We start from the raw sequence: 17,635 nt of genomic DNA, 5'->3' as shown, positions 1-17,635 counted from the left end.
GAATGCAGCCATGTTAGCCACTTTCGGAAACGGGGTATCTGCGCGAGTTCTCAGATTCTTCGGTCTACGTATTAAAGCCCCCGATCTTTGAGCATCGCTAGCAGGGCTGGCTCATCCAAAATAGGGACACCAAGCTGCTCAGCTTTTGCCAACTTGGAACCGGCAGCCTCTCCTGCCACAACACAGGCTGTTTTTTTCGACACGCTGCCAGCCACTTTGGCACCCAGCGACTCCAATTTTTCTCTGGCCTCATCGCGGGTAAGTTCTGCCAATGTGCCTGTTAGCACCCAAGTTTGCCCCTGCAGAGGCTTGCTACCAGCGGAAGCTTCCTCTTGCTGCCACTGAACGCCCTCTTGGCGCAAAGCATTGAGGGTTTCGCGGTTATGGGGTTGTTCAAAAAAGCTGCGGATATGACCAGCAACAATAGGCCCAACGTCAGGTACTGCGATGAGCGCTTCTTCATCAGCCTCTGCCACTGCCTCAAGAGTGCCGAAATGTGATGCCAAAGACTTAGCTGTGGCCTCGCCTACTTCTCGAATACCCAGCGCATAAAGGAAACGCCAGAGTACAGGTTCCCGGGACTTATCTATGGCCTCGACCAGATTAGCTGCGGATTTTTCGCCCATCCTATCTAAACGCATCAGGTCTTTTGCAGTCAGCTTATAGATATCCGCAACGGTCTCGACCATGCCTTGATCGACAAGAATATCGATCCACTTGTCACCAAGACCTTCAATATCCAACGCCTTTCTTGACGCATAATGCCGAATCGCCTCTTTTCTCTGGGCTGGGCAAAATAGACCGCCGGAGCAGCGGGCGATGGCTTCGCCTTCAATCTGGATAACATCGGAGTCACAGACCGGGCATTGCTTGGGAAGCTCCACGGATCGCGCGTTCGCCGGGCGCTTGTCTGTAACAACCTTCACAACTTTTGGAATAACGTCACCCGCTCGACGGATAAATACCGTGTCGCCAATATGAACATCCAGCCTGCGAATCTCGTCCATGTTGTGCAGTGTGGCATTGCTGACCGTCACGCCACCAACAAAAACGGGCTTGAGGCGAGCAACGGGGGTAACAGCACCTGTGCGCCCAACTTGAAACTCCACATCTTCAATTATTGTCAGTTCTTCCTGCGCCGGAAACTTATGAGCAATAGCCCAGCGCGGCGCTCGGGAAACAAAACCAAGGGTTGCCTGATAGTCCAACCGGTTAACCTTGAATACTATGCCATCTATCTCATAGGGCAACACATCTCGCTTCTGCATCAACGCTTCATAAGCTTCAAGACATTCGGCTGCCCCACGTGCTTTACGCATCTCCGGATTAATTCGGAATCCCCAGCGCTGTACTTGTTGCAGACTCTCCCACTGAGTGTCAGGCAACAAGCTTTCGTCAGTGACCGCAACGCTATAGGCGCACATTTCCAAAGGTCGCCGCGCTGTAACCGTGGATTTCTTTTGACGTAGGCTACCGGCTGCTGCATTTCTGGGGTTTACAAAGGTTTTTTCGCCCTGATCCGCCAACCGATTGTTCAAGGCTTCGAAGCCAGCTCGTGGCATGTAGACCTCACCCCGGACCTCCACCAGATCGGGTACATCATTCCCTCGGAGGCGCAGAGGAACAGAAGGGATGGTGCGAATGTTTGCAGTGATGTCTTCACCGGCATAACCATCTCCACGGGTTGCAGCGCGCGTAAGAGACCCTTCCTCGTAATGCAGACTGACAGCTAGACCGTCCAGCTTGGGCTCGCAAACATACTCAACTTCGCTGTCTGTCTTGAGGCGTTCTCTAACCCGGCGATCAAAGTCTCGAAGCTCATCAGAATTGAAGGCATTGTCTAACGACAGCATAGGCAAGCGGTGGACAACCTCCGCAAAACTGGTTTCCGCGCTACTTCCTACCCTCCGAGTGGGTGAATCATCCGATGACAGTTCAGGGTGCTCCATTTCGAGCGATTGAAGCTCCCGAAAAAGGCGGTCGTATTCCGCATCCGGGATACCCGGATCGTCTAGCACGTAGTACCGGTAGTTGTGTTCATCAAGGGCAGAACGTAGCTCCTCTACCCGTTTGATAGACTCCGGTGACGGCTTACTCATAGGTCGGCGCTCTTTGTTGCTGTCGTTGTTGCTGTCAAAAAAATGCCCGGATAACTCCGGGCATTTTTATTGTAGATCTAACCCCGCCCAACTCAGTGGCGAGGTGAACGCTGCTTACGTTCAAATTCGCGAATTCGCTGTCGGCAATGTTCTATTGTCTGAGCCGTCATCACGCTACGACGTTCATCCTTGAGCTCACCTCCCAGATTACGCACAACGCATTGGGCAGTTTCGAGCATAAACTCAAAGGCCTGCAACGCATTCGTTGGCCCTGGCATGCTCATGAAAAAGCTGATACCTGGCGTTGTCATAGCCGCTACGTTGTTCGGCTTGAAGGTGCCGGGTTCTACGGCGTTGGCGACACTGAATTGCACAGGAGTAGTGGTATCTTCTGCCTCATGACGATGATAGATATCCATATCACCATGGGCTAATCCACAAGCTTCAAACAATTTCTGTAAGGCCACTCCGCTGAAATCCTCCCCCTGACGGGCGAGCACGTTAATCACGATCACCTCGCGCGCTTCCGGTCGGTTGGCTCCCGCTAACGGTTGCTCTGGGCCACCATTAGGTTGTGGCTCCCGTCGAGCAGTATCTTCTTCAACATCGGTGATCGCTTCAGCTGGCATTTCCGGCGATGACAGTTCTTCATCTTCCGCGCCCCAACCAGTATCAACGGTCAGTTCATCAAGCTCAACGGAGGAAAAGCCGGACTCTCCCATATCCTCGTCCATTTGCTCCTGTGCCCATACGCCCTCCTCATTTGGAAGGGGCTCATCAAGCTCAGAAGTATTTTCCCCCTGAGTTTCACGAACGGGCCGGGTCGGCTTTTGCTGCGGAGCACGAAAACGGGAGGGCTTTTCACGACGCACATAGCCGCGCTCTTCCAAGGTATCATTTGAAATTGGCCTCGCTCCACCATTAGGAAGCTCGGGATTATGATACTCATCCAGCGGTGATTCTTTTAGGTCATCAACGCCCATCCCGGAAGAAATCGCAATAGATTCTTTGCGAGCCCGACGCATGCGCCTCAAGCCGTCTATTACAATACCGATAATAACAAGGGTGCCGATGGCAATTAACCATTCCCTAAGTGACATAGTGCTGCTGTCCTGTTTGCAGATCAGATCCGGAAGCGAATAAAAGGCTCCGGCTGCTACTCTAAAAAAAGCCGGTACTGAATACAACGCAAAGCCGCATCACATGGCCTTTTTGTCATTCTTGGCGGTTTTCTGGCCAGCTACTGCCCCGTCTGGCGTCAACAGGCGGAACACTAGGCTTCTGCCAAAGCGGCCGCCTCTTCAACATCAACAGTAACCAAGCGCGAACAACCGGGCTCGTGCATTGTTACCCCCATAAGCTGGTCAGCCATTTCCATAGCGATCTTGTTATGGGTTATGTATATAAATTGTACCTGTTTCGACATTTCTTTGACCAGACTGGCATACCGGCCAACGTTCGCGTCATCGAGGGGGGCATCCACTTCATCCAGCATACAAAAAGGTGCCGGGTTGAGCTGAAAAATGGAGAACACCAGTGCAATCGCAGTAAGCGCCTTTTCCCCACCGGACAACAGGTGGATAGTGCTGTTCTTTTTTCCCGGAGGGCGGGCCATGATAGCCACACCGGTTTCCAGAAGGTCCTCACCGGTCAACTCTAGATAGGCATTGCCTCCACCAAATACTTTCGGAAAAAGGGCCTGCAAACCGCCGTTTACCTGATCAAAGGTTTCTTTAAAACGCTGCCGGGTTTCCCGATCGATTTTGCGGATAGCCGTATCAAGAATATCGAGTGCTTCTGTCAGGTCGTCGTGCTGGCTGTCGAGGTAGGTTTTACGCTCACTTTGAACCTGATACTCGTCTATTGCCGCAAGATTGATAGCGCCAAGGCGCTGAATGCGATTTCCGATTTTCTCCAGTTCCGATGCCCATTCCTCCTGACTGGCATCCTCAGGCAATTGGGGAAGTATATCTTGCAGCTTTACGTTCAGCTCACCAAGTTGCTCAATGTGGTTACTGGCACGAATCTCCAGCGCTTGGGATTCCATTTTCAGCTTTTCCAATTTGGAGCGAACGTCTTGAATCCGGTGATCGGTGCCGCTTCTTCCCTGCTCTTTCTCCCGCACTTCCCGGTCAATTTCTTCCAAGGCATCACGGGCTACACCAAGCTTCTCTTCCTCAGCTAATCGGCGATCCAGCAAACCTTCGAGTTGCATTTGCAGGTCTTCCATGGGTTCTTCCGCACTCTCTCTGGACTCCCTAAGGATTTCCAAGCGCTCTTCCAGACGCTCTTTCTGCATTTGCATGCGGTCTATGGTTTGGCTTAAGCCATCACGTTGGCTGGCGAGAGTTTGGAGCTGTAATTGAAGCTGGTGAGCATGATCACGATCATGGCGAGCCTCCTGACGCAATCCGTCAAGTTTCTCCCGCCGGATGTCCCGTTGTTCGAGTAAGCGCTCTTTTTCGTCATCACCGTCTTCCGTTAAAGCCAACGCCTGTTGCCATTGTTCTCGGGCGACACCGAGGTTTTCCTGCTGGCGTTCCAAATTCAGCACTACGTCTGATGCTTCTTCATGAATCCGAGTAAGTCGCGCATCAATCTGCTCGGCACGTGCACGCAGTCCGCTGATCTGGGAGGCAACTAAACTGAGCTCGCGATCGGTTTCGCTCAGCCTTGCCTGCGCCTCATCTCTTACGGATTCCGCTCTTTCTGCTCGTTCCTTCAGGGCTTCGTGACGCGCTATTGCCTCTTCCAGAGACTCCTCTGCCAGTGCAAGCTGATCGGCCAAGGTATCCACTTTTTTCTGCCGTTCAATAACGCCGATTTGGCTGGCGTCGGATTCAGGCATCCGCACCCAATCACGGGCTACCCAAACACCCTCCCTAGTGATGATACTATCGCCGTCTGCCAGCCCTGATCTTTTGTCTAGTGCATCCGAGAGAGACTCAGCTACCCCAATTCCCTTGAGCATAGAGCGAATAGCTTCCACACCACGCACTTTAGAGGCCAATACATTTCCAGAAGCCGCAGGAGTGCTGTCTTCGGAACTCGCCTGTATAACGGCAAGCCCCTTCGGCGCCTCCTGCAAAGCCTGAGAAAGCGCTTCGATGTTTGGCAACATTAGCCCCTGACTAAAGCGCCCAATAATCTGCTCTAACGCGAACTCCCAGCCATCCTCTATTTGAAGTCTGCCGGCCACACGAGGTAGGTCTACTAAACCATGCTCTGCCAGCCATGCCTGTTGCGCATCATCCTGCCCACCCATTTGTTCATCAAGCAGCGCTTGCTGAGATTCCAGTGCAGCTTGTAGGCTTTGTACTTTCTGTCGGGCACCGGTCAGGGCTTGTTCGGTATCACGCTGGTTTTGCTTGGCATCCTGAAGCTCCTCCTGAACCGATTCAATTCGCTCGGCCGCTTCTTCACGCTGCAATTCCAAGACCTCTTGCTGTTCTTGAAGCTCATGCAGTTCGTCGCGATCAACCTGACCGTCCAATTGCGCCTGTTCGTCTTGGAGCTTACGCTGGCGAGCTAACAGTTGATCTATGGCTTGCTCAAGAGAGAGGATACGAGATTGGGCGAGCTCTGCTTCGCGGCGAGCATCGGCAGAGCGTGAACTGAAGTCTTCCCAACGCTGCTGCCATTCGCTCATGGCATCTTCCGCTCGCTGAAGATTCTCTCCCGACTCCTCGGAGCGAATAGCCAGAGCTTCCTGTTCCGGCTCAATCATTTCCAGCTCTTCCCGAATGGCAGAGAGCTTATCTTCGTCTTGACTCAATTCCCGCGCGAGTTCTCGTTGGTTAGCCATCGCCTGATCCAGCTCCGCTGCAGTCTGGCGACTTCTCTCACGCTGATGCTCAAGGCTTTGCTCAATTCGGGCAATGTCAGCGCCAGCTTCGTAATAGCGTGCCTGCGAACGGTTGAAGTGCTCTGTACGCTCATGATGGCTATCGCGTAGGGATTCCAGAGAGGTTTCCAAACTGACACGTTCGGTAAGCTGCTTCTCAAGCTCAAGCTCCGTATCGCGGATTTTGCTGCGCCAAGCCTGTAGATCCTTATCCAGAGATTGCCAACGCAGAACCGTAAGCTCGGCTTTTTTCTGGCGCTCTTCCTGCTTGTAGGCTTTGTATTTTTCTGCAGCAGCAGCCTGCCGCTCGAGGTGCTGTAGCTGTCGCCCCAGTTCTTCACGAAGGTCGGTTAGGCGCTCAAGGTTTTCCTGAGTGCGGCGCATACGGTTTTCGGTTTCCCTGCGGCGCTCCTTGTACTTCGAAATGCCAGCGGCTTCTTCGATATAGATGCGCAGCTCTTCCGGCTTGGCTTCTATTAACCGAGAGATCATGCCTTGTTCGATAATAGCGTAGCTACGAGGGCCTAGGCCGGTGCCTAGAAACAGATCTGTGATATCACGGCGACGGCATTTAGAGCCATTAAGGAAATACTCGGACTGCCCTTCCCGGGATACCCGCCGGCGTACGGAGATCTCATTAAAGCGAACGAACTCTCCGGGCGCAGAACCGTCACTATTGTCAAATACCAGCTCTATAGATGCCTGACCTACGGGCTTTCGGGCGCTGGAGCCGTTAAAGATAACGTCTGTCATGGATTCGCCGCGTAAATACTTGGCGGAGCTCTCTCCCATTACCCAGCGAACGGCATCAATAATATTGGATTTGCCACAACCATTTGGCCCAACAACTGCTGTCAGATTAGTCGGGAAAGGTACTGTGGTAGGATCAACAAAGGATTTGAATCCGGCCAACTTGATCGACTTCAGGCGCATGTCACGCGCTCTCCTCCTCCATGAGAATACTCAAAACTTGCTGTCTCTGGTGTTCACCGAAGGCTTGTATCGAAGACTGAAGCCGTTCAGCGTCTCCACTCAAAGCTGCGTCACCCAAGCGCCGGAAAAAGACCGCGGTCTGCCCTATGCCATCTCGAAAGTTCTCAAGCGCAACGAAATAGGTGCGACTGATCGCAGGCCGGAAATTTTCCAGCGTTTCCTCCAGAAACGGGTTATCAACCAGTTCATAGGCGTAACGCATTACGCCAAAGCCCGCTTCGATGACTTTTTCGGCAGAATCTGGCCCGGTTGAGTTAACAGCCTGAATAACAGCCTCAACTTCTCGAACCCGACCCATAACACCGCGCAGCTCGTCGCCTGCCCAGCGTTCAATCATTTTACGCCCGAGCATGCACAGCAAATCAATATAGATATCATAGAGATTGTTGACGCTGGCAACAGTTAGGCTCGAAACCACTGCGCCTCGGCGCGGGAAGATTTGAATCAGATGCCTGCGCTCCAGAATCAACAAGGCTTCCCGTACCGACCCCCTGCTGACATTAAGGTCGCTCGCAACTTTAAGCTCCTGAATTCTGGCACCGGGCATCAGATCCCGCGTAACAATCCGCTGGCCCAAATGTTGGGCGATCTGTTCGGAAAGGCTTTCTGGGGCCTGAAACGTCATACGAAATAGTGCTCACTTCTGAAAAAAGCGCGAAAACAAGTCCGTCAGTTTACCACAGGGATTCTTCATCCCCACCCCTTAGAGATGCTTTTCACCCCCCGTGCGTGCCGCGGTAGGAAGAAGCTTGCCGTATTTTTGACGCCTGCGTAGTCAGTTGAAAATTCTTCAGCTAATCCACTTTAGATTATCTCTTTATCTGCCTGTCATTAATACATATTTTTTACATGGCATAAACAATGCTTAACTCATGAAAAGCACTGATACACTTTGAAAGAGAGTGAGCCGTAGTGAAAAACATACCCTCGATACAGCGAACCACCACTCAGCCAAAAGATCTGGCTGCACTTCGGCAGGCGTTTGAGGGATGGTCAAATACCCCTGACCCTCTCACAAGACTAACGCGGCGCCTATCCACTACACTCTCTCTGGAAACCCAGCTTGGTATTCTGGCAGAAGAATTGCGCGGAACTATTCCGTTCGACGCTTTGAACTATCGCCATCAGCTTGGGCACCGCGACTTTGTGTTTGCAACCGGAATGGGCGGCCCACACCGTTGCGAATATCGCCTAAATCTGGAAGGCATATGCTACGGCACTCTCACCCTCAACCGTCGGCAGAAGTTTTCTGATGAAGAACTGCAGGGTATTGAGATGTTTATCAGCGCGGCTGTCTGCCCCTTACGCAACGCCTGCCAATTTATTGCCATTGAGCAAGCGGCACTGACAGATTCGCTGACATCCATCCCGAACAAGAGAGCACTGGATGAACACCTTCAACGCGCAAGCTTGCTTTCAGACCGACATGACGAAGAGTACTCATTAATTCTATGCGATCTAGACCATTTCAAATCAGTCAACGACCAGCATGGGCATGTTGTGGGTGACCATGTACTGCGAATGACAGCAGAAGCTCTGGGGAGTGCAATCAGAAACTCGGATAGCGTTTACCGGTTTGGCGGTGAGGAATTCGCCATTTTGCTACCGCACACTGGCGAACAGGAAGCACGGGACGTTGCCGAACGTGTACGCAGCACTGTCGCGGATTTAAACGTTGATTGCGGTGGAACCTCACTCTCCGTAACCATCAGTTGTGGTGTCGCCACACATCTGCCAGAAGAAGGTGCAAGCCAGTGGATAGCCCGTGCCGACGAGGCATTGTACAGAGCGAAAGATCACGGCAGGAACTGCACTCGGGTTTTTGCCAGCATCGGTTGAATAGCCTGAGCCAAGAGGCAGTCAGGCTATATACCTCACAATTTATCTGTCGGAATGCGACTTGCGAGGCCGGCCAGAGCCTCTTTGAGGTTTGCTAGCGCCTCCACGGAGCTTTTCAGAGCCGCCTTTGCGCGCAGGTTTTGTATCGCTGACATCCCAGCGCCGACCTCCCGCTTTCTTGCCCCCTCCGCTCGGGCTTTTCCTTCTTAGGCGATCGTGCGCGGCTTGTTCATCAGGGGTTTTCTGGGGTATGTCGATCGAGGTCAGTCCAACAGTACCACTAATGGTATCGACTGCCTTCTGATCCAGCTCTTCCCATTTACCCAGCGTCAGCCTGCTAGGCAGGAAAACTGGGCCATAGCGCACTCGTTTAAGACGGCTTACGCGGACGCCCTGCGACTCCCACAGACGCCTAACTTCGCGATTACGGCCTTCCAAAAGCGTCACATGGAACCACCGATTTATTCCACTGCCGCCAGCAGGACTGATATCGCTGAACTTTGCCATGCCATCCTCAAGCAGCACGCCCGTCATCAGGCGCTCAATCATGGCATCATCGACCTCACCAAAAACCCGTACTGCGTACTCACGGTCAATTTGGCTAGAGGGATGCATCAAACGGTTAGCCAGTTCACCGTCAGTGGTAAACAGTACGAGCCCTGTGGTGTTGATATCCAACCGACCGATTGAGATCCACCGGTTATCCTTCAGCCTCGGTAGACGGTCGAACACCGTTGGACGACCTTCTGGGTCTTTACGGGTGGTTACCTCGCCTTCCGGCTTGTTGTAGATAAGAACGCGACGTACAGTAACGGCTGCCGCTGCAACTTCCAGCCGTTTTTCGTCCAGTTCAAAGCGGTCGTTTACAGTGGCTTTCTGGCCCGGTGCCACTATCTCACCATTTACCGTAAGTCGGCCAGCTTCCATCCAGCCTTCAATCTCTCGACGCGAGCCGATTCCAGCCCGGGCAAGGAGTTTCTGAATCCGCTCCGGGCCGTCGTTAGTAACCGCGTCGGTAACCGGCTTTGCGGTCGGTTTTGGCTTTCTTCCGGGGCGTTCTGACGCCATGAACATAATCCTTAATCGCTGACTGATACCCGAATGGTATCAGTGAAATGTCTGGTCTGGCGGGTTGTCGCCCGCTGGCTTCGCCTGTGCTGAGTCGAACTCAATCTCAGCCTGCATATTCTTTTCAACTTCCCGGCCAATTTCTTCGAGATCGCGGATCTCGGATAACGGAGGCAACTGGCCCAAGCCGGAAAGACTGAAATAATCGAGAAATTGCCGTGTTGTCGCGTACATTGCCGGTCGGCCTGGAACGTCTCTATGCCCAACAACACGCACCCACTCTCGCTCAAGTAAGGTACGAATGATATTGCTGCTTACCGCAACACCGCGGATGTCTTCAATCTCACCGCGGGTGATGGGCTGTCGATAGGCAATCAGGGCAAGAGTTTCCAGCAAAGCACGAGAGTAGCGCTGGGGTTTTTCCTCAAATAGCCGACTAACCCAAGGAGCAAACTCTTCCCGAATTTGAAGACGGTAGCCACTGGCCACTTTACGGAGTTCGAAACCTCGGCCTTCGCATGCGTTGCCAAGCAGCATCATGGCATGCTCCATAACTTGCCGTGCCGGGCGCTCATCCTCCGCAAAGAGCTCTCTTAGCTGTTCAAGGGGAAGAGGCTTGCCTGCTGCGAGCAATGCAGCCTCGGCAATTGCCTGAATTCTCGAGAGCTCTTCTTCGTTCATGATGGCTATCCGGTTTCTCTATGCCGCTTTCCAATACGAAATCTTTTAGCGCGCAGCTCGCGCACGTACGTGGATCGGGCCCAACACCTCAGCTTGAACCACTTCTATCAACTGTTCTTTAACCAGTTCGAGGGTAGCTAGAAAAGTCACAACCACTCCAAGCCGACCTTCCTCAATGGTAAACAGGCTCTGGAAGGTGACAAACTGGTCATCCCGCAATACAGACAAAATGGCGGACATTCGCTCTCTGGTAGACAACCTTTCTCTTTCTACATGGTGACTGGTAAACAGGTCAGCCCGATTCAGTACACCCTGAAGCGCAAGAAGAAGGTCCCGCATATCAACATCTGGATGCACTTGGCTGGATGGCAGCTTCGGTAAGGATGCAGATACGGCGAAGGTGTCGCGCTCCATGCGAGGCAGTGAATCAATATCTTCCGCGGCCTTCTTGAAGCGTTCGTATTGTTGCAACCTTCGAATCAGCTCTGCACGGGGATCTACCTCTTCATCTTCGTCGGCTTCGTGCCTTGGCAGAAGCATGCGGGATTTTATCTCCGCTAGCGTGGCTGCCATAACGAGGTATTCCGCAGCCAGCTCAAAGCGCATGGCTTCAACAGCTCCGATGTACTCCATGTACTGCCGGGTTATCTCACTAACATCTATATCCAGAATATCCATGTTCTGGCGTCGTATGAGATAAAGCAACAGGTCAAGAGGCCCCTCGAAGGCCTCAAGAAATACTGCAAGGGCATCTGGCGGGATATACAAATCACTGGGAAGGTCAACAACCGCCTTCCCTGATACCCGCGCTAATGGTGTCTGATCTGGGTTATCGATAGCTCAATCCCATTGCGGTCCGAACTTCCTCAAGTGTATCTCTGGCCGCATCCCGCGCGTGCTCACGGCCTTCCTGAAGAATGGAATGAACAAGGTCGGGGCTAGCTTCGTATTCAAGAGCCCTTTCGCGCAACGGACGTTGCTCTTCCAGAATTGCGTCAATCAATGGCTTTTTGCAGTCAAGACAGCCTATACCGGCACTGCGACACCCAGTCTGAACCCACTCTTTGGTGGTTTCATCCGAATAAACTTTGTGGAGCCCCCACACCGGGCATTTCTCAGGCTCTCCCGGATCTGTACGGCGAACTCTCTGTGGGTCGGTCTGCATGGTGCGAACTTTCTGCGCCACACTATCCGGCTCTTCCCGCAAACCAATATAGTTATTATAGGATTTGGACATCTTTTGCCCATCCAGCCCAGGCATTTTCGACTCCGGTGTTAGCAGAGGCTGAGGCTCAGGCAATATAATCTTGCCGCCTCCCTCGATGAAACCGTATAGGCGCTCACGATCCCCAAGGGAAATATTTTGCTGCTCCATTAGCAAGGCACGGGCAGTTTCCAGCGCCTCCATGTCGCCCTCTTCCTGATAGCGCTTTTTGAGGGTGCGATAAAGCTTGGCGTTTTTCTTGCCCATCTTCACGATGGCTGATTCCGCCTGTTCCTCAAAACCGGGCTCGCGACCGTAAATATGGTTGAACCGGCGAGCGATCTCCCGGGTGATTTCAACGTGAGAAACCTGGTCGGCACCCACAGGCACTTTACCTGCGCGATACATCAATATGTCGGCGGTCTGAAGCAATGGATAGCCTAGGAACCCGTAAGTTGCTAGGTCCTTTTCCCGCAGCTTTTCCTGCTGATCCTTATAAGTGGGAATGCGCTCCAGCCAGCCCAGCGGTGTGATCATGGACAGAAGCAGATGCAATTCTGCGTGTTCAGGTACCTGAGACTGGATAAACATAGTGGAGGAACCAGGGTTAACCCCTGACGCCAACCAATCAATTACCATATCCCAGACACTTTGCTCAATACCAGACGGATCATCGTATTGCGTGGTCAGGGCATGCCAGTCGGCAATGAAGAAGAAGCACTCAAATTCGTGCTGGAGTTTCACCCAGTTTTTCAGCACACCGTGATAGTGGCCAAGGTGAAGCTTGCCGGTGGGACGCATACCGGACAAAACCCGTTGCTGGGAATCTACTGAACTCAAAGCACAAACTCCTTCTTTTAAATGGAATGCGCCCATACTAAACGAGGCGACCCAGCATTATAAATAAAAAACCCCCGCTCTGCAGAACAGAAACGGGGGTTTTATTGAAAGAAACTAGCTTACCAGCCAGTTACTTCCTTCAGAGCCTTGCCAATCTCGGCCAAACTGCGCACGGTTTTCACACCGGCATCGTTCAGAGCTGCGAACTTTTCGTCCGCTGTGCCTTTACCACCAGAGATGATAGCGCCGGCGTGGCCCATACGCTTGCCTGGAGGTGCTGTAACACCGGCAATGTAGGCAACCACTGGCTTAGTGACATTTTCTTTGATGAAAGCAGCCGCTTCTTCTTCAGCGGTACCGCCGATCTCACCAATCATCACAATCGCTTCTGTCTGCGGATCATTCTGCAGCAACTGGAGGATATCGATGAAGTTGGAACCCGGAATCGGATCACCACCGATGCCCACACAGGTAGACTGACCATAGCCAAAATCGGTGGTCTGCTTGACCGCTTCGTAAGTCAGGGTACCGGAACGAGATACGATACCGACTTTACCAGGCTTATGGATATGCCCTGGCATGATACCGATCTTGCACTCACCCGGCGTGATGACGCCCGGGCAGTTGGGACCGATCATGCGAACGCCTTTGCGATCAACATATTCTTTGGCGTACAGCATATCGATGGTCGGAATGCCTTCTGTGATGCACACAATCAGTTCAAGGCCCGCATCAGCCGCTTCAATGATCGCGTCTTTACAGAAGGGTGCAGGAACGTAGATTACGGTAGCCTGAGCTCCGGTTTGTTCTACTGCTTCACGCACGGTATTGAATACTGGCAACCCCAAATGTTCAGTGCCACCCTTACCTGGGCTTACGCCACCAACCATTTTAGTGCCGTATTCAATAGCCTGTTCAGAGTGAAAGGTACCCTGTGCGCCGGTAAAGCCTTGGCAGATAACTTTGGTGTCTTTATTGATCAGGATGCTCATTATTTACCCCCTGCGGCTTTAACAACTTGCTCTGCAGCATCCGCCAGACTGGTGGCGGCGATAATGTTCAGGCCACTTTCAGCAAGAACCTTGGTGCCTTTCTCAGCGTTGTTACCTTCAAGACGCACAACCACAGGAACCTTAACACCTACTTCTTTAACCGCACCAATAATGCCTTCAGCGATCATGTCACAACGCACAATACCACCGAAAATGTTTACCAGAACGGCTTGTACTGCGTCGTCGGAAAGAATGATCTTAAACGCTTCTGAAACGCGCTCCTTGGTTGCGCCGCCACCAACGTCCAGGAAGTTGGCGGGACGACCACCGGAGAGCTTGATAATATCCATGGTTCCCATGGCAAGGCCGGCGCCGTTAACCATGCAGCCGATGTTTCCATCAAGCGCTACATAGTTGAGTTCCCATTTGGCAGCCTCCGCTTCGCGGGAGTCTTCCTGAGAAGGGTCGTGCATTTCCTGAATCTTTTTCTGGCGATACAGTGCGTTGCCATCAACACCAATTTTGGCGTCTAGACAGTGCAAGTCACCGGCTGGGGTGATAACTAGCGGGTTAATTTCCAGCAGAGCAAGGTCACGATCTTCAAACAATTTTGCCAGACCCATAAAAATTTTGGTGAACTGGCCAATCTGCTTACCTTCAAGACCAAGCTTGAACGCCAGTTCACGACCTTGGTATGGCTGTGCGCCTACCAAAGGATCGATCTCTGCTCGAAGGATTTTTTCCGGAGTTTCCTCGGCAACCGTCTCAATCTCAACACCGCCTTCGGTGGAGGCCATAAAGACGATACGACGGCTACCACGGTCAACAACCGCACCCAAATAAAGTTCCTGATCGATATCGGTTAAGGACTCTACCAGAATTTTGCTCACCGGCTGACCGTTTTCATCGGTCTGGTAGGTAACTAGATTCTTGCCCAGCCACTTTTCAGCAAACTCACGAATCTCGTCTTTGCTTTTCACCAGCTTTACACCGCCAGCCTTACCACGGCCACCTGCGTGCACCTGAGCTTTAACCACCCATGCATCGCCGCCAATTTCATCAGCGGCTGCAACCGCATCTTTCGGAGTATCACAGGCAATGCCTTGGGATACGGGCAGGCCATATTCAGCAAAAAGCTGCTTGCCCTGATATTCATGCAAATTCATAGTTAATGTCCCGCTATTTGATGGAGGATAACCACGTACGGAAGTGAACTCGCTTCTCCCCAGACAGGGAGTCTTATACGCGAATTCTGTTCGGTGAGCAGGGGATCACCTCAGCTCACCACGATCGCAAACGGAAATCTGCTCTTTTTATAGTAAAGGGGCGCCATAATATGCGCCCCCGCTTCCTAGTTTGCGTTACTTCTTTTTGCGGCGGTTCGCAATATGAATCGCGCCACCGTTAACTGCCAAAGCTGCCTCATGCACAGACTCAGAAAGAGTCGGATGCGCGAAGCAGGTCAACGCCAGATCTTCTGCACTTGAGCCAAACTCCATGGCAATAACGCCCTGAGCAACAATCTCAGATGCCTGTGGACCCACAACGTGGAAGCCCAGAATTCTGTCTGTCTTCTCGTCCGCAATAATCTTCACCATGCCTGAGGCAGCATTGGCTGCCATAGCACGACCATTGGCTGCAAACGGGAAAGTACCAACTTTGTACGCTTCGCCTTCGGTCTTGAGTTGCTCCTCGGTTTTACCTACCCAGGCCACTTCGGGCGAGGTGTAAATGACGTTTGGAATGCAGTCGTAATTTACCTGAGGCTTATGCCCGGCAATCCGCTCAGCAACCATAACGCCCTCTTCCGAGGCTTTATGAGCCAGCATAGGTCCACGCACCACGTCACCTACCGCCCAAACGCCAGGCGCTTCGGTTTTACACTTATCGTCAACGAAGATAAAACCGCGCTCGTCCATGTTGACGCCGGAATCCGCCGCGAGCAGATTGTCGGTGTATGGTCGACGACCAACAGCCACGATCAGCTTGTCAACCTTCAGCTCCTGTTTGCCTTTGCTGTCTTCGTAGCTCACGTTGACCAGCTTGCGCTTGACCTCGGCGCCGGTTACGCGGCCACCCATAACAATATTCAAGCCCTGCTTGCGGAACTGCTTGAGAGCCTCTTTGGCAACTTGCTGATCAACAGCCGGCAAGAAGGTGTCTTGCGCTTCCAGTACTGTGACTTCTGAACCCAAACGCGCCCACACGCTGCCTAACTCAAGACCGATAACACCGGCACCGATAATGCCAAGGCGCTTAGGCACTTCATCAAATTCCAGAGCGCCTTCCGAGTCAACAATATAGCCTTCGGTCATTGGCGCGGGCGGTATTTCGATAGGCTTGGAGCCGGTGGCAATAATTACGTTTTCGGCTTCGTAGGTTTTGGTCTTTCCATCTTTGTCTGTAACTTCAACCTGACGATTTGCCAACAGCTTACCGTGGCCGTGGATGGAAGTTACGCCATTGGATTTGAATAAACCTGCGATGCCACCGGTTAGCTGCTTAACGATGCCGCTCTTACGCTCCATCATCTTGGCGACGTCGATTTTGACATCCTTGGCGATGATGCCCTGCATTTCATAGTCGTGGCTTGCTTCCTCGAACTTATGGGAAATCTCAAGCAACGCTTTTGACGGAATGCAGCCTACGTTCAAACAGGTACCACCAAGCACCTGGCTTTTACCATCTTCGGAGCTCCACGACTCGACACATGCGGTTTTGAGGCCAAGCTGTGCGGCTTTAATGGCAGCAACATAGCCACCGGGGCCGGCGCCAATGACGATTACGTCGTACTTTTCAGACATAGTTAATCCTGTTTTCCGATTCGTTAAGTGTCAGCTCACACGTCCAGCAGAATGCGCGCTGGGTCCTCAAGCATATCCTTGATGGCCACAAGGAACTGCACCGCTTCCTTGCCATCGACCATACGGTGGTCATAAGACAGCGCAAGGTACATCATCGGGCGTATCTCCACCTTGCCGTTGACCGCCATCGGGCGCTCCTGAATTTTGTGCATACCCAGAATCGCTGTTTGAGGGGGATTCAGGATCGGCGTAGAAATCAGGGAACCAAAAATACCACCGTTAGTGATGGTAAAGGTACCGCCTGTCATATCTTCAATCGCAAGTTTGCCACCTTTTGCCTTAGTGCCGTACTCGACGATTTTCTTCTCAATATCGGCAAGGCCTAGAGCATCAACATCGCGAACTACTGGCACAACCAAACCACGATCAGTAGATACGGCAACGCCGATATCCTGATAGCCGTGGTAAACCATGTCATTCCCGTCGATAGATGCGTTAACGGCAGGGAAGCGTTTGAGTGCTTCGGTAGCGGCTTTAGCGAAGAAAGACATGAAACCCAGCTTGATATCGTGACGCTTTACGAAGCTGTCCTGATACTGCTTGCGCATTTCCATAATGGGGCCCATGTCGACCTCATTGAACGTCGTAAGCATGGCCGCGGTTTGCTGGGCGTTAACCAGACGCTTAGCGATGCTGGCGCGCAGGCGAGTCATGGGTACGCGCTTCTCTGGCCGCTCACCTGCAGACACGTTTACTTCGGGCATCGCGGAAGAAGCTGCCGCTTTTGACGAACCACCTGAGGAGCTTGCGCTATCCACATGATTCTGAACATCTTCTTTGGTTACGCGACCATCTTTACCCGTGCCCTTCACTGCACTTGGGTCAACATTATTCTCTTCCGCCAGCTTACGTGCTGCTGGGCTTAAAATTGCATCGCCAGAGTCTTGGCTTTGCTCTTCTTTGGCCTCGGCCTTATCGGACTGGCTTTCCTTGATCTCTTTCTTGTCTGCGGAGCCGGAATCACCAACGGCACCCTCTTTAAACTTACCGATGACCTCACCGCTTTGGACGGTATCACCTTCACCTTTAAGGATGTCCTCAATCACGCCGTCAGCTGGGGCAACAACTTCAAGAACCACTTTGTCGGTTTCGATATCGACAATCAGGTCGTCACGTGAACAGGCTTCACCCGGCTGTTTGTGCCAGGTCGCGACGGTACCCTCTGCGACCGACTCCGGGAATACGGGGGCTTTAATCTCAGTAGACATTAC

At 52.4% G+C, this 17,635-nt stretch carries 13 protein-coding genes; 1 reads left to right on the top strand and 12 read right to left on the bottom strand.

Features of this window, described 5'->3' with window-relative positions; all coding sequences use genetic code 11:
- Positions 1-71: 71 nt before the first annotated feature.
- The 4 genes from ligA to KO508_RS07860 form a co-directional block, all read right to left on the bottom strand.
- Positions 72-2,099, bottom strand: coding sequence for an NAD-dependent DNA ligase LigA (gene ligA / locus KO508_RS07875; RefSeq protein WP_216007804.1), 2,028 nt, complete (start codon positions 2,097-2,099; stop codon positions 72-74).
- A gap of 92 nt (positions 2,100-2,191) precedes the next feature.
- A complete protein-coding gene (gene zipA, locus KO508_RS07870; RefSeq protein ID WP_216007803.1) occupies positions 2,192-3,199 on the bottom strand; it encodes a cell division protein ZipA in 1,008 nt (335 codons plus the stop codon).
- Between the two features lie 173 nt (positions 3,200-3,372).
- Positions 3,373-6,876, bottom strand: coding sequence for a chromosome segregation protein SMC (smc, locus tag KO508_RS07865; RefSeq protein WP_216007802.1), 3,504 nt, complete (start codon positions 6,874-6,876; stop codon positions 3,373-3,375).
- Position 6,877: 1 nt separating this feature from the next.
- On the bottom strand, positions 6,878-7,561 hold the full coding sequence (locus tag KO508_RS07860) for a GntR family transcriptional regulator (protein WP_216007801.1): 684 nt from the start codon (positions 7,559-7,561) through the stop codon (positions 6,878-6,880).
- Positions 7,562-7,848: 287 nt separating this feature from the next.
- Between KO508_RS07860 and KO508_RS07855 the strand changes: the two genes are divergently transcribed.
- On the top strand, positions 7,849-8,775 hold the full coding sequence (locus tag KO508_RS07855; protein WP_216007800.1) for a GGDEF domain-containing protein: 927 nt from the start codon (positions 7,849-7,851) through the stop codon (positions 8,773-8,775).
- 42 nt (positions 8,776-8,817) lie between these two features.
- Here the strand turns inward: KO508_RS07855 and rluB are convergent, their stop codons facing one another.
- The 8 genes from rluB to odhB all read right to left on the bottom strand — a co-directional run bounded on the left by rluB (position 8,818) and on the right by odhB (position 17,632).
- A complete protein-coding gene (rluB, locus tag KO508_RS07850) occupies positions 8,818-9,843 on the bottom strand; it encodes a 23S rRNA pseudouridine(2605) synthase RluB (RefSeq protein WP_216007799.1) in 1,026 nt (341 codons plus the stop codon).
- 39 nt (positions 9,844-9,882) lie between these two features.
- Entirely contained in the window at positions 9,883-10,524 is a 642-nt protein-coding gene (gene scpB / locus KO508_RS07845; protein WP_216007798.1) for an SMC-Scp complex subunit ScpB, read from the bottom strand.
- Positions 10,525-10,569: 45 nt separating this feature from the next.
- The gene (locus KO508_RS07840; protein WP_216007851.1) at positions 10,570-11,361 is read right to left on the bottom strand and encodes a segregation and condensation protein A; all 792 of its coding nucleotides are present in this window, start codon (positions 11,359-11,361) and stop codon (positions 10,570-10,572) included.
- Positions 11,354-12,568 (bottom strand): tryptophan--tRNA ligase, encoded by a 1,215-nt coding sequence (locus KO508_RS07835; RefSeq protein ID WP_216007797.1) that lies wholly within the window; start codon positions 12,566-12,568, stop codon positions 11,354-11,356. The genes KO508_RS07840 and KO508_RS07835 overlap by 8 nt, the downstream gene beginning before the upstream one ends.
- A 119-nt stretch (positions 12,569-12,687) precedes the next feature.
- On the bottom strand, positions 12,688-13,560 hold the full coding sequence (gene sucD / locus KO508_RS07830) for a succinate--CoA ligase subunit alpha (RefSeq protein ID WP_216007796.1): 873 nt from the start codon (positions 13,558-13,560) through the stop codon (positions 12,688-12,690).
- Positions 13,560-14,726, bottom strand: coding sequence for an ADP-forming succinate--CoA ligase subunit beta (gene sucC, locus KO508_RS07825; protein WP_216007795.1), 1,167 nt, complete (start codon positions 14,724-14,726; stop codon positions 13,560-13,562). Before sucC ends, sucD begins: the two co-directional genes overlap by 1 nt.
- Before the next feature lie 195 nt (positions 14,727-14,921).
- Positions 14,922-16,364, bottom strand: coding sequence for a dihydrolipoyl dehydrogenase (lpdA, locus tag KO508_RS07820; protein ID WP_216007794.1), 1,443 nt, complete (start codon positions 16,362-16,364; stop codon positions 14,922-14,924).
- Between the two features lie 35 nt (positions 16,365-16,399).
- Positions 16,400-17,632 (bottom strand): 2-oxoglutarate dehydrogenase complex dihydrolipoyllysine-residue succinyltransferase, encoded by a 1,233-nt coding sequence (gene odhB / locus KO508_RS07815; RefSeq protein WP_216007793.1) that lies wholly within the window; start codon positions 17,630-17,632, stop codon positions 16,400-16,402.
- Positions 17,633-17,635: the final 3 nt, after the last annotated feature.

The organism is Marinobacter salexigens (genome assembly GCF_018860765.1).
Lineage (GTDB): Bacteria > Pseudomonadota > Gammaproteobacteria > Pseudomonadales > Oleiphilaceae > Marinobacter > Marinobacter salexigens_A.
This window is presented reverse-complemented; position numbering and strand designations above follow the sequence as displayed.

Coding starts and splice junctions, on each gene's coding strand:
- ligA (WP_216007804.1), bottom strand. CDS start 2,099: ATGAGTAAGCCGTCACCGGAGTCTATCAAACGGGTAGAGGAGCTACGT.
- zipA (WP_216007803.1), bottom strand. CDS start 3,199: ATGTCACTTAGGGAATGGTTAATTGCCATCGGCACCCTTGTTATTATC.
- smc (WP_216007802.1), bottom strand. CDS start 6,876: ATGCGCCTGAAGTCGATCAAGTTGGCCGGATTCAAATCCTTTGTTGAT.
- KO508_RS07860 (WP_216007801.1), bottom strand. CDS start 7,561: ATGACGTTTCAGGCCCCAGAAAGCCTTTCCGAACAGATCGCCCAACAT.
- rluB (WP_216007799.1), bottom strand. CDS start 9,843: ATGGCGTCAGAACGCCCCGGAAGAAAGCCAAAACCGACCGCAAAGCCG.
- scpB (WP_216007798.1), bottom strand. CDS start 10,524: ATGAACGAAGAAGAGCTCTCGAGAATTCAGGCAATTGCCGAGGCTGCA.
- sucD (WP_216007796.1), bottom strand. CDS start 13,560: ATGAGCATCCTGATCAATAAAGACACCAAAGTTATCTGCCAAGGCTTT.
- sucC (WP_216007795.1), bottom strand. CDS start 14,726: ATGAATTTGCATGAATATCAGGGCAAGCAGCTTTTTGCTGAATATGGC.
- lpdA (WP_216007794.1), bottom strand. CDS start 16,364: ATGTCTGAAAAGTACGACGTAATCGTCATTGGCGCCGGCCCCGGTGGC.
- odhB (WP_216007793.1), bottom strand. CDS start 17,632: ATGTCTACTGAGATTAAAGCCCCCGTATTCCCGGAGTCGGTCGCAGAG.